Source organism: Nitrosomonas cryotolerans ATCC 49181 (assembly GCF_900143275.1).
In the GTDB taxonomy this organism is placed as follows: Bacteria; Pseudomonadota; Gammaproteobacteria; order Burkholderiales; family Nitrosomonadaceae; genus Nitrosomonas; species Nitrosomonas cryotolerans.
This window is the reverse complement of the sequence record NZ_FSRO01000001.1, coordinates 1,564,637-1,578,594: the sequence shown is the minus strand read 5'-3', so window position 1 is coordinate 1,578,594 and position 13,958 is coordinate 1,564,637. Positions and strand designations below refer to the sequence as shown.

At 44.0% G+C, this 13,958-nt stretch carries 8 protein-coding genes; 5 read left to right on the top strand and 3 right to left on the bottom strand.

Features of this window, described 5'->3' with window-relative positions; all coding sequences use genetic code 11:
• Positions 1-93: 93 nt before the first annotated feature.
• Positions 94-2,082, bottom strand: coding sequence for a GumC family protein (locus tag BUQ89_RS07060; RefSeq protein ID WP_028461085.1), 1,989 nt, complete (start codon positions 2,080-2,082; stop codon positions 94-96).
• Between the two features lie 607 nt (positions 2,083-2,689).
• On the opposite strand from BUQ89_RS07060, the gene ligA reads away from it, so the two are divergent.
• Genes ligA through def form a run of 4 tightly spaced genes read left to right on the top strand, consistent with a single transcriptional unit; the run spans position 2,690 to position 6,564 of the window.
• On the top strand, positions 2,690-4,723 hold the full coding sequence (gene ligA, locus BUQ89_RS07055) for an NAD-dependent DNA ligase LigA (RefSeq protein WP_028461086.1): 2,034 nt from the start codon (positions 2,690-2,692) through the stop codon (positions 4,721-4,723).
• A gap of 13 nt (positions 4,724-4,736) precedes the next feature.
• On the top strand, positions 4,737-5,282 hold the full coding sequence (locus BUQ89_RS07050; RefSeq protein WP_028461087.1) for a hypoxanthine-guanine phosphoribosyltransferase: 546 nt from the start codon (positions 4,737-4,739) through the stop codon (positions 5,280-5,282).
• A gap of 12 nt (positions 5,283-5,294) precedes the next feature.
• A complete protein-coding gene (locus tag BUQ89_RS07045; RefSeq protein ID WP_028461088.1) occupies positions 5,295-6,041 on the top strand; it encodes an S-methyl-5'-thioinosine phosphorylase in 747 nt (248 codons plus the stop codon).
• Complete coding sequence (gene def, locus BUQ89_RS07040) at positions 6,031-6,564, top strand: peptide deformylase (protein ID WP_028461089.1); 534 nt, start codon at positions 6,031-6,033, stop codon at positions 6,562-6,564. Before BUQ89_RS07045 ends, def begins: the two co-directional genes overlap by 11 nt.
• A 32-nt stretch (positions 6,565-6,596) precedes the next feature.
• Here the strand turns inward: def and hemJ are convergent, their stop codons facing one another.
• Positions 6,597-7,016, bottom strand: a complete 420-nt coding sequence (gene hemJ / locus BUQ89_RS07035) for a protoporphyrinogen oxidase HemJ (protein ID WP_028461090.1) — start codon at positions 7,014-7,016, stop codon at positions 6,597-6,599.
• Between the two features lie 367 nt (positions 7,017-7,383).
• On the opposite strand from hemJ, the gene BUQ89_RS07030 reads away from it, so the two are divergent.
• On the top strand, positions 7,384-10,668 hold the full coding sequence (locus tag BUQ89_RS07030; protein ID WP_051537544.1) for a VanZ family protein: 3,285 nt from the start codon (positions 7,384-7,386) through the stop codon (positions 10,666-10,668).
• Positions 10,669-10,783: 115 nt separating this feature from the next.
• Here the strand turns inward: BUQ89_RS07030 and BUQ89_RS07025 are convergent, their stop codons facing one another.
• Positions 10,784-13,948, bottom strand: a complete 3,165-nt coding sequence (locus tag BUQ89_RS07025; protein ID WP_028461092.1) for an efflux RND transporter permease subunit — start codon at positions 13,946-13,948, stop codon at positions 10,784-10,786.
• Between the last annotated feature and the right edge of the window lie 10 nt (positions 13,949-13,958).

The window sequence follows — 13,958 nt, the reverse complement described above, 5'->3', positions numbered from 1 at the left end:
GCTTTTCATTGTAATGAAGCTCCTATCATTCCCTTTGAAGAGCTTGCTAATTAGCACATTCGAAACAATTGAAACTACAAACCTCATTCAAACTTATGATGACGTCCAGTCGATATCAGCTAATCCAGGATAAAGCAAATCAATTTCTTTAAGTGTGCGTCTCGGACCCGCTGGCGAGTAAATGCGATAGCCAGCCAGCTCAATGGGGGTTATATAACCAATAACGGACGCAAGGTCTGAAAGGCGCACACCTTGCCTGACCAAGTAAATAATATAAGTGTGCCTGAATGCTGCAGCCTTGATTTCTTCTGGCGCCGACAAACCCGCATCTGCCACCACACAGGAAAGCAAGGCAGCCAAGTCATCATAACTGAGTGGCTGGTCTGAGGGCCCGATTAGACGGCACGCAGGCATTGAAAGCAATAATTTTAATACATGATTCAGTGGAATTACTCTAGGCGATACGCCTGCGATAGTCAGTTTTTCTTGTTCAAAATCGATCTGTTCAGCTGAGAGCGCCGAAATTTCATCCAATGTCATGCCACTGAGTAGCAATGTGATCAACAGTTTTTCTTTTTCACGGGCTACGCGCAATAAAACAGCGACCTCCTGGAGTGAAAGTTCTCTGGCTAGCGGATTCTGCAATGCCGCATTCTGTTGCTGAGTCAGTGCAGTCTGCTGTTGTTGCGGATTATTTAAGACTTCACGCGTCGTATTACCATGATGGAGGTGAATATCAGATCGATTCATTGTTAATTCTGGCTGCACCTTCCGAGTTAAGAATTCAATAATCCAGATACAAAGCAAACTCAACAAAACTGAACCAATCACAGCCAGAAGAGCATCTCGCTGATAGTCTGGTCCGATCGCGTTATATGGTCGGTATGCGCGATCAATTACCTCAACTTGTGGGTATTTTTCTGTATATCTGGATTCAATCTGAATCAATCTTGCCTGCGTCTCGCGAAATAATAATTCCAGCCCCTCAAGGTCCGTCTTCAAAGCTTCGTGTTCAGCGAATCGCGCTGTAAACTCAGCAGCTTTTCTCTTATGATCATCCAACTGACGGCGTATCGCTTTAATAGTCTGAGTCGCCGCATCATACTCTTGTTGCGCCTCTGAAACGACAATTCCTTGCCCATTTTGACGCAAATACTTGATTTCCTCTGTCAGCGCCGCTAATTTTTCTGGAATTACCTTTAAAGTGGGAGATAATGCCATGTATTCACGAGTATAACGTCCGTCCAACTCCTCTAATTCTTCGCGTAATTCCTGTGCACGCTTCTCCAATATGCTGAGGGTTCGACCTTCATCCTGCGGTATAACGGTTTGACCTCTACCAATCGCTTTATGAATCGCATCCAATTTCGCTTTGGCTTTAACTGCTTCTTCATTGGCCTGATTAAGCGATTCATGTAGACCTTTTAAACGAGCTAGCGCTTCATTTTCTTCCCGCCCTGTAGAAATAATTTCATTATTTTGCCTAAAGTGATTTAATTCCGTCCTTTTTGAGCTGATTTCATCTTTCAAATTAGTCAGCTCGCCCTGAATAATCCGAGTTGTTTCTCCTGTCGATTGAGAGACTTCAGCTGCCCTTGCCGCCAAATAGACTTCGATCCAGGTATTAATTAGAACCGGCAAGATTGCTGGATCAGAGCCTGTAGCCATCAATTCAACCAGGTTTGTATCCATCACAGGCTGCACATTCAACATTTGACGGATGTCTGCAACAGTCAGATCCACATCTTCCTCAAGGGCTGCATTTAACCGTAATCGTTTTGATATTTCAGCCAGGAGGGCTGAGCCCATTAAAATCTGCTTCTGTATCGCCACGTGCTGGATATCCGCTTCTCTGCTCTGCTGATCAACACTTGTTTTAGCTACGGTCAATAGCGTGGCTGTACTCTGGTAAATTTCTGGACGACTATAAACATAACTTAGCGCAAGTGTCGCGCTGAGAAACAAGATAATGATAAAAATGATAAATCGACGTGATTTAAACCATGGATTCCGATTCAGCGAGGATGACGAATAATATTCTTTAATCGGTGTGAGATCTATTTGAGAAATATGATTTTGCATAGCTATTATTCTCCTCACATCTGCGCTATATAATAAAATAGCCTGCTCTTTTATACCTAGGAAGAATCAGGCACATCATAGAAATCTAGAAATTCATATAAAAAAACACTCGATTTTCGTGCCCGTGAGTTTTAGCTGATAGGCATAATTCAAAATTATCTGTCTATTCTATTATCAGAATTCCTAGACAGAAATCAATTTAACAGATTTTACCGAACTGAATTCATGTTGCACAAAAAAGAATAAAAAAATCCAAAATCTTATACTGCATATCCAATTGCATGGCACTGTAGCTCATTTCCCATATCATTCCTGATGGTATCCGATAACGCTTCATTCGGATACAATGTTCTTCTTGGAAGAGCAACTTCAATCAAAGCATCATGTTTAAATTTATTTGTAAACCACGATACAGTAGAAATTCACAATATGACTGCGGTGTCGTGTAAATAACCAAACACAATTTACCTCAATAAATTGAGGAACTGATCGCCGTCTTTCTTTCCTTTATATTAACAGTCATTCATATCACTGAACCACGATCTCAACCCCAACGGTACCTGGCGCACTTAATAACCCTCAAATATGACTAGATGAAAGTACTGTCATGAATAAAAAAAATGAAATTACTCAACAACAGCTAGAGGAATTACGCACTGTCATCGAGTTGCATAATAATCGCTATTTTGCCAAGAATAATCCGAGTATTACCGATGCCGAATACGATAAGTTATTTCGTCAATTACAACAATACGAGCAATGCCATCCCGAATGGATTACAGCTGAATCACCGACTCAGCGCGTAGGAGCAGCACCTCTCAGTGAGTTCTCCCAGATTACCCACCGCACTCCGATGCTCTCACTTGGCAATGCTTTTGAGGATATCGAAGTGGAGGCCTTTGATCGACGTGTACGTGAAAGCCTTGGCATAGATTGCGTGGAATATGCAGTAGAACCCAAATTCGATGGGTTGGCAGTAAGCCTGTGTTATGAAAATGGCATCTTTATAACGGGCGCAACCCGGGGTGACGGCTATACAGGTGAAGATACTACACTCAATTTACGTACCGTTAAGTCCATACCATTACGCCTACCCACTGAAACCGCGCCAGCTTTGCTGGAAGTACGTGGTGAGGTGGTAATGCTTAAAACTGATTTTAATAGACTTAATCAACAGCAGCGTGAAAAGGGGATCAAAGAATTTGCCAACCCCCGTAACGCAGCGGCTGGATCGCTGCGCCAGCTAGATCCAGCAATCACTGCAACCCGTCGGCTGACATTTTTTGCATATGGCATTGGTGTCTATGAAGGCGAAATGGTACCCGATGACAAGCATAGTCATATTATGGCGTATCTGGCTACCTTACATTTTCCGATAGCGCGTGAATATCAAACGGTAACAGGATTCCCCGCATTATTTGAGTTTTATCGTAAAATCGGAGCAATGCGTGACCGACTGCCCTACGATATAGACGGCGTGGTATATAAAGTCAACTCATTAAGCCAACAAAAGGAATTAGGGTATATATCACGTGCACCTCGCTTCGCACTGGCGCATAAGTTTCCGGCTCAGGAAATGACCACCCGGCTATTGGCTATCGATATACAAGTTGGCAGAACCGGGGCCCTGACGCCGGTTGCACGGCTAGAACCGGTATTTGTGGGAGGCGTTACTGTGACCAATGCGACGCTGCATAATGCCGATGAAATCAAACGTAAAGACATCAGGATCGGTGATACCGTCATCGTACGACGAGCAGGCGATGTGATTCCTGAAATAGTCTCAGTAGCCATGGCGCAACGCTCTCCCCTGAGCAAACCATTTATCATGCCTGATCACTGCCCAGCGTGCGGCGCCAAAGCGATACGTTTACCAGGAGAAACCCCTGTACGTTGCATGGGAGGACTTTTTTGCCCAGCACAACAGAAACGAGCCATTGTCCATTTTGCTGCACGGCGGGCAATGGATATTGAGGGATTAGGTGACAAACTGGTGGGACAACTGGTGGATAATGCGATTGTGCGAACCCCGGCTGATCTCTACAAATTAGGTATCACAGCACTTCACAATTTAGAGCGAATGGCAGAAAAATCAGCGGACAACCTTATTAAGGCTATCGAAAAAAGCAAGCGTACTACATTATCACGTTTTATCTATGCGCTGGGTATTCGTAACGTTGGTGAAACAACCGCTAAAGCACTTGCACGACATTTTGGTAGCCTTGACCACTTAATGAATACGGATATTGAACATTTACAGCAAACACCAGATATCGGTCCCATCGTTGCTCGAAGCATTACCGACTTCTTTGCTGAACAACATAATCGTGAGGTAATTGAGCAATTGCGTTTCAGTGGCGTATATTGGGAAGAAAATAGAACATTCCCAACACTCATGGTCGAAAATATGGCGGTCAGCGGAAAGACTTTTGTGTTAACAGGCTCTTTAATCGGGATAACCCGAGAAGCCGCTAAAAAACAAATCGAAACGCAAGGCGGAAAAGTAACAGGCAGTGTCTCGAAAAAAACAGATTATGTTATTGTTGGTACTGATCCGGGCAGCAAATACGACAAAGCGATTGAATTGGGCATCGCTATTCTCGATGAAGCCGGTCTACAAACATTGCTTCATTCATTCTAACACAATAATACATATGCTCTCTCTTCAAGAAGCCCACCGAATAATGGATACGGCAGAGCAGATTTATTCTGCGGCCGCTATCACTGAAACGGTTAACCGTATGGCACAGGAGATCACAGCGTCACTATCAAACCAGTATCCCTTGGTTTTATGTGTGATGGGAGGCGCTGTCGTATTTACCGGCCAGTTATTACCGCTATTGAATTTTCCGCTTAATTTCGATTATCTTCATATCACACGTTACAATAATGAAATACACCCCGGTCAAACACAATGGAAAGTATTACCGCGTGAAAACCTGAAAGGGAGAGTCGTACTGATAATAGATGATATTCTTGACAAAGGAGTGACACTTGCGACAATCCGTGAACAGGTCATGCGTTCTGGTGCAACAGCATTTTACAGCGCTGTCTTTGTTGATAAGGAAATAAGTAAACCTAAACCGATCCAGGCTGATTTTGTCGGTGTTACGCTGCCAGATCGCTATCTATTTGGTTTTGGAATGGATATTCAGGGCGCATGGCGAAACTTACCGGCAATCTATGCCATCAAACAATAATTTTGAGAAAATATGCTCGCAGTGATCGGTGGTAGTGGTATGGCCCAACTTCCCTGTCTTGAAATATCGCATCGACAGATTATACGTACGCCCTATGGTGAACCATCAGGGCCTTTGACTTTCGGAAAAATCAATAATCATGAAATCGTATTTCTGGCGCGACACGGTCATGGTCATATTATCCCGCCACATGCGGTAAATTATCGTGCCAACATCTGGGCATTGAACTCACTTAAACCAAAACATGTTATCGCAGTAGCAGCAGTGGGCGGTATCCATGCTGATTTCAAGCCGGGTATGCTGGTTATTCCTGATCAGATTATCGATTATACCTATGGCCGTAAATTTACTTTTTTTGAGGGTACTGAACAGCCCATTACATATACCGATTTTACATATCCCTATTGTCAGATAACGCGCGACTATATTCTTGAAGCTGCGAAACAGGCTAACGAAGCAGTTATTGATGGGGGCGTTTACGCCGCAACACAGGGGCCACGGCTAGAAACAGCCGCAGAAATTAATCGTCTGGAGCGTGATGGTGCTGATATGGTCGGTATGACCGGCATGCCTGAAGTAGCTTTGGCCAAGGAGTTGGGTTTATGCTACGCAACCATTGCTGTCGTTGCCAATCATGCTGCGGGCAGGGGTTCTAGTGTACTGGCTATTCCACTGGCGGAGGTCTATGCTATTCTGGAGAAAGCAATGGTCAATGTTAGAAATATTCTTCAACAAGCGGCAAAATATAATGGCAATTAAATCTGTTTTAAAAATGGGCGATCCCTGTTTGCTACAAGTAGCAAACAAGATCGAAACATTTAATACACCGGAATTAAATAATCTACTTCAGGATATGTCTGACACTATGGTGTCTCTTAATGGTGCGGGCCTCGCAGCACCGCAGATAGGTGTTAGTTTGCAGGTAGTTATTTTTGGTATTGAGAAAAACCCACGCTATCCGGATGCAGAAGAAGTTCCCTTTACCGTATTGATTAATCCGATACTCACCCCCTTGACAAAGAAAATGGAGGAAGATTGGGAAGGCTGTTTAAGTGTACCAGGAATGCGCGGCAAGGTACCTCGCTTTACCGAATTACGCTATCAGGGAATGGACCAATACGGCCAGCATATAGATCGTTGCGTGAACGGATTTCATGCGCGCGTTGTGCAACATGAATGCGACCATCTGCAAGGCATTCTTTATCCGATGCGAATAACTGATTTTCGTACCTTTGGTTTTACTGATGTCTTATTTCCAGATCAAATAATGATGACTGAATAAATAAGAGTGAAGCGCTACATCACATCTACGAATCAGAACAACACGGGCTTCACAACCACCAGTATCACCACGGCAAACAGGATAACCACTGGAAATTCATTAAACCAGCGGTAATACACATGGCTATGCTGATTACGGTCATTTTTGAAAGCAGCAACAAATCTGCCACAATAGTAGTGATAAATAACCAGTAATATAACTAATATGAGTTTGGCATATAGCCAGCTACCGGAAAAACCATAGCCATGCCATAACCACATGCCAAAGATGATGGTTAGTACTGCGCCCGGCGTCATAATACCGTAATAAAGCTTTCGCTCCATTATCTTAAAACGCTCCTTACCCGATTGGTCGTCACACGTCGCATGATAGACAAACAAGCGCGGCAAATAAAATAAACCTGCAAACCAGGTAACCATGAAAATAATATGTAAAGATTTAATCCAGAGCATGACTGTTTAGCTGTAGACACTATTTAAATAGCGAAAGGCAGAATCATACCATTTTCAGAATCAGATTAGCCATAACCAGAAATTTAGAATCATATAAAGAAGGCAAAATTACTCTCTTATCGGCGATCATCCCGTTTATCGACATTCATATGTATTTCCCACTCAAAATAAAAATAGTTTTATCTTACATAATCACTTATCAGTCATGCTGATGATATGATACACATACGACCACACAAAAAGACAAAGACGCCGCTACCTGGTCGTGTTCTTTGCAACACAGTGACTATGTTCGTTATGTACCAGATACTTATGGTTAAGCAATAGATCATCTTATCTTTAGCCTGATTGAATAATAGGGTATCACATGCAAACACATATACCGCTAACAGAGAAGGCATTGTGGCAACACCAACACATCAACAGAACAATACTCGTCCAACTAGCTTTACTCTATCTCTTCGTTATCGTATATGGCAGCTTAATACCATTTCAGTGGAACAATCTGGCATTCGCCACCGCACTAGAAAAATTCCAGCAGATTCCATTGCTCAAGCTAGGTACCGATAATCGTGCCGACTTGGTCGCTAACTTATTGCTGTATATTCCTTTTGGTTTTCTGATTTGCGGATGGTTAGTTCAACAACACGACCACCCCGTGATCATATTGATACGCATTGTATTATCACTTTTATTCATAACAGCGGTTATAGTGAGTATTGAATTTACTCAGCAATTTTTTCAGCCGCGCACAGTATCACTAAACGATATATTCGCCGAATTCAGTGGATCCGTTATCGGTATCGGGCTATGGCTGATAGCTGGCCCATGGTGTGTGTCGCACGCTCAGGCAATCTCCCGAGGTGGAATCAAGGCCCGCCAGACTGTATTAATTATCTATACTCTCATCTACCTTGGATTAAGTCTGTTTCCTTATGATTTTTTACTATCGGCAGATGAATGGCAGATAAAACTAGCATCAGAATCACTAGGTTGGCTATTTATACCTCATTGCGGCACAACCTGCATAGGGCGGTTAATCCCAGAAGTATTGATTGTCATACCGATAGCATTACTTATTTTCGGATCAAAGCAACACCCATCATTCTTCCTCGCAGCCATGGTAGGAGCTGCATTGGGTATATTGATCGAGACTTTACAACTCACCATTGTATCTGGCATCAGCCAAGGTGCATCAATAGTCTCGCGAATAATCGGCATGCTGCTGGGAGTAAAATTAATCCAATTAGTGCGTAATCAGGACTGGCGTAATCTTCGTCAAAAAACGCGGAGCCTGTTAATGCTAGGCATTATCCCTTATCTTGCCGCATTAACCTGGGTAAGTGGCTGGTTTTCCGGCGACTGGCTTAGTTTATCTGAAGGATGGCTGCGACTCACACAGACACACTTCCTGCCATTCTATTATCATTATTACAGTACCGAAACAGTCGCATTAATCAGTCTGTTATTCCAAACCGGACTCTATCTACCTATTGGCATTGGATTCTGGCTATGGCATTGGAGCGAATCTGCAGATAAATGGCAACATGGGCCTATCTGGTCTGCTGTGATCGCTGCCACCTTGGCGTGTTTAGCTGAAACCGGCAAGCTTTTCGTATCAGGCTTACATCCCGATCCAACCGATATCTGGATCGCAGCAGCCGCCGCAGCGATAGCTTATCACTTGTTAAATCTCATGTTTTCGCCAACCACAAACATACCCATTACATCCGGATTGATGCATCAGGAGTTAGCCTCGGTCACACAATCAATTACCGGGATTAAAATACTCGGCATTCTAACGTTGTGTATTGCAACTACTGCCGCACTCTCTAGTCCGCTCAGCACAATATGGATTCCAGTGGCACTGACCATTTATGCGGCATTACTCTGGTGGCGATCGGATTGGTGGTTAGTATGGGTATTGGCCTTACTGCCTTTGCTCGATTTAACCCCCTGGAGCGGGCGCCTGTTCTGGACCACATATGACACGCTGCTTCTGGTAACCATCGGAATTGGTTATTTACGTTTACATCCAGATCGATATATCCAGCCCGCATTTAATCGACTACCCGGGCTCTTACTGTCATTATTCACATTGTCTGCGGTCATCAGCCTAGGTATTAGCATACTACCGCTCACCGCACCCGACTCTAATGCTTTTAGTCATTATCACAGCCCCTATAACGCATTTCGTGTTGCGAAAGGCTTATTCTTTGCACTCGCCTTTATTCCGCTATTGGTTAAGGAATGGAATAAACCTGAACAGGCCATACAGAAGCTGGCCTTGGGTATGACGCTTGGTTTATTAGGTGTTGTTTTGTACGTACTCTGGGAGCGTGCAACATTTTCTGGACTCTTCAATTTTACAACACATTATCGTATTACTGGACCTTTTCCGGGGATGCATGTCGGCGGGGCCTATATCGAAACTTATTTAGCAGTTACATTACCATTTGTAGCGCTGTGGGTCTGGCAACAACGGCGTATGCGTACTTCAATAGCAGCCGCCTGTTTATTTAGTCTAGGTACTTATAGCATTATGGTGACCTTCTCACGCACCGGGCAGGCTGCATTCATACTGACCACTATTATTGTTATTTTTGGCTTTATAAAACTGATATTACAAACACATATGCGGCGTTTTATTAATATCGGCACGACCATTTCACTCATATGCATCATAATAGCTGTAGCCTGGCCAATCTTTGGGGGGCAATATAGTCAGTCGCGCTGGGCTACTATTGAGCAAGATATCATTAAACGCACAAATCATTGGGCGAAAGTACTGGATATTCTTCGGTTGCAAGATACCTCAGTCTTTGGTGCCGGCCCGGGCTCATTTCCAGCGGCCTATTTCTGGAGTTCAGATTCCCCTACTCGTCCCGCTACTTATACTTTTTCTTCTGAAAGTAACAATCAATTTCTGCGACTGGGTAGTGGAGATGCCCTATATTTCGAACAATCAGTAGCCGTTTTGCCAGAACAAAGATATCAACTCACTCTGGACTTACGAGCTAACACTGAAAATGCGACCTTAACAATTTTTATTTGTGAAAAATCATTATTGTACTCATATACCTGCATTCCGGTATCCCTGCATCTCAAATCATCCGCTGGACATTGGGCCCGATATGAAACCCAGATCTATACTCGGCATTTTGGCCCGCCTGGCAGCCAAATGCGGCGACCAGTTAAATTATCGTTAAAAAACAGCAATGTCGATACCATTGTAGACATTGATAATATCGCCTTACGGGATCTTACTGGTAAAAATCTAATCAGCAATGGTGATTTTTCTGAAGCAATGCATCACTGGTTTTTTTCTGTCGATAACTATTGGCCATGGCATATTGAGAATTTCTATTTAAATATATTTTTTGAACAAGGCTGGCCCGGCCTCATTTGTTTATTTTCACTGATTATTTATGCACTGATCCGTTGGTCATCATGTGCATGGCGCAACGACAAATTGAGTTTAGTCCTATTTGCTTCTTTTATCGCTTTTCTGGTAATAGGTCTACTCAATAGCTGGAATGATGAACCACGTCTCAGCTTTTTATTCTATTTTTTGCTGATTATTGGTTTGATGGCGGAGGTACGTTTTATACCTGCACAACATCATTCCTCAACGACCTCAAATACGTCATAGATAGAGATAGAGATAGAGATAGAGATAGCCGGTAATATTTAAATAGATCAAGATAGAATGCCTTATACTTTTTCAAACTTAACGATGACATAGCCTGGTCAATAAGGCTCAAACTCTAATCGTGCACACTTATTACATTAGGGATATTTTTTCTATGTGCCAATTGATATAAAACAGGTAGTACTAGCAGGGTTAACGCAGTCGCAGATAAAATACCCCCAATAACGACGGTAGCCAAAGGTCGCTGCACTTCTGCGCCTATACTGGTGGCTATCGCCATGGGAACGAAACCGATCGCATCTGTCAAAGCCGTCATCAACACCGGACGCAGTCGCGTCAAAGCGCCTTGTTCTATCGCATCATTAAGCGCATAGCCTTTCTCTCGCAAGTTACGAATGAACGTTAACATGACGATTCCATTTAATACGGCTATACCAGAAAGAGCAATGAAGCCCACTGCTGCAGAGATGGAAAAAGGAATATCAAGTAACCACAGAGCCACTACGCCGCCAGACAGTGCAAATGGAACACCAGTAAATACAATTAGCCCATCACGAAAATTCCCGAACATCAGGTAGAGCAAGATGAAAATCAAACCCAGTGCAACCGGCACAACGATTTGAAGACGCTCGGTAGCGGAAACCAGCTGCTCATATTGTCCTCCCCACATTATCCAGTATCCCGCTGGAATCTGCACTTGCTCAGCAATCCGTCCTTGCGCTTCATTAACAAAAGAGCCGAGATCCCGTCCGCGAACATTTGCGCTAATGACGGCCCTGCGTTTTCCATTTTCACGGCTAATCTGATTAGGCCCTTCAATAATATTAAAATCAGCAACTTCACCCAACGTAAGATAGGTGGTTACATTCGCTGGCATACCGGGAAGCACGGGCGTTCCAGGCAGTGTTAGTGGCAAACGCTTAAATGTTTCGATATCAACACGCAGCTGCTCCGGCAGTCGAACTTGTAATTCGAAACGGCGATCACCTTCATAAATGAGGCCAGTACTCATACCGCCTATCGCAATCGTAATAGCATTTTGCACATCAGACACATTCAAACCATAGCGTGCCATTTTTATACGATTCATTTGAATAGAGAGCGTCGGCAATCCTGTTAGCTGTTCTATTTTTACGTCGGCCGCACCGGGAATAGACTCCAGGATTCTTTCTATTTCCTCGCCCACAGAAAGCAATGTATCCATATCATCACCAAATACTTTTACCGCCACATCCGCGCGCACACCCGACAGCAATTCATTAAATCGCATTTGTATCGGTTGGGTAAACTCATAATTATTGCCGGGTACATCATTTACAGCCAGCTCCATGGCGGCAATTAATTCACGCTTGGTACGATATGAGCCCGTCCATTCTTCCTGGGGTTTCAGTATGATAAAAATATCGGCCACACTCGGTGGCATTGGGTCGGTGGCAATCTCTGCAGTTCCAATTTTGGAGAAAACCCGTTCAACTTCTGCGAATGTCTTGATTTTCCGTTCCAGTTCATTTTGCATCTCAACAGCTGTCGTCAGGCTTGTGCCAGGAATCCGTAACGCATGAAGTGCAATATCCCCCTCATTAAGACTCGGCACAAACTCGCTGCCCATGCGGGTCGTCAACAAACCTGATAACACCACAATAACCACAGCAAGTGTGATAGTCAGTCCTTTGTTATGCATCGCGGCAGTCAGCATGGGAGAATAGATTTTTTTGGACCAAATGACTATGCGACTTTCTTTCTCCTCTATTTTTCCAGTTAAAAATAGTGCGATTGCGGCGGGAACAAACGTCACTGAAAGAATAAACGCGCCGAGCAGCGCAGTCACAATGGTGAAAGCCATTGGATGGAACATTTTACCTTCCACACCGGACAGAGCGAAGATTGGCAAATAAACTATTATAATGATGAATTCCCCGAAAAATAGCGCCTGTCGTGCTTCCTTGGAAGCAGCAAATACCACGACCAAACGCTCACTGAGGGTGAGTGTTCTGCCTAATCGCACCTGTTCTTTTCCTAGGTGTCGAATACAGTTCTCAATGATCACGATAGCGCCGTCTACAATAATTCCAAAATCCAACGCACCCAGGCTCATCAGGTTTGCGCTGACGTTGTTTGCCGCCATGCCGCTTAAAGTAAATAACATTGAAAGAGGAATAACCAGCGCGGCGATCAGGGCCGCACGGATGTTACCAAGGAACAAAAATAGCACTATAATAACCAGGACAGCACCTTCAAACAGATTGGATGCAACGGTTTGAATGGTTTTGTCCACTAATGAAGTACGATTATAAACCGGTGCTGCGACAATGCCTTCCGGCAAGCTGCGATTAATCTCTGTCAGTTTATCGGCAGCCGCTTGGGCAACTGTACGGCTGTTTTCTCCAATCAGCATATGAACGGTGCCTAACACGACTTCCTTGCCATTCTGAGTAGCCGCGCCGCTGCGCAATTCCTTGCCCAATATGACATCCGCAACATCCTTAATGCGCACCGGTATACTCTGCCGAGTACTCAGGATAATCTCACCGATTTCATCCAGATTTGTCACCTGCCCAGGCACGCGAATCAAGTATTGCTCTCCGCTTTTCTCGATATAGCCTGCGCCAATATTCTGATTATTGCGCTCCAGCGCAGTCACCACGTCCTGCAAGGACAAGCCAAAAGAAATTAGTTTTTCCGGATAAGGCGTAACATGAAACTGTTTGACAAAACCGCCAATAGAATTAACTTCCGTTACGCCTTTGACGGTAAGCAACTGTGGCCGGATTATCCAGTCTTGGATTTCGCGCAAATCCATTGAATTATAAGTGTTGCCATCCGGCTTTAATGCGCCCGCTTCAGCATCGACCGTCCACATAAAGATTTCACCCAGCCCGGTGGAGATTGGCCCCATGATAGGCTCTATCCCTACAGGCAGCTTTCCCTTTGCTTCTTGAATACGCTGACTGACTAATTGACGTGCAAAATAAATATCCGTGCCTTCCTTAAAAACAACGGTAACCTGCGACAGACCATAACGCGAAATAGAGCGGGTATAGTCAAGCCCAGGAAGACCCGCCATGATTATCTCAATCGGAAAGGTCAAACGTTGCTCAGCTTCCAGTGGCGAATAACCCGGTGCCGAGGTATTTATTTGGACCTGTATATTGGTGATATCCGGTACCGCATCAATGGGAAGGTTCTGATAACTATGAACGCCAAACAAAGCCATTGCAAACACAGTCACCAGGACAAGACCGCGGTGATTTATCGATAGTTGTAAAATGCGTTCAAACATGTTTATTTGT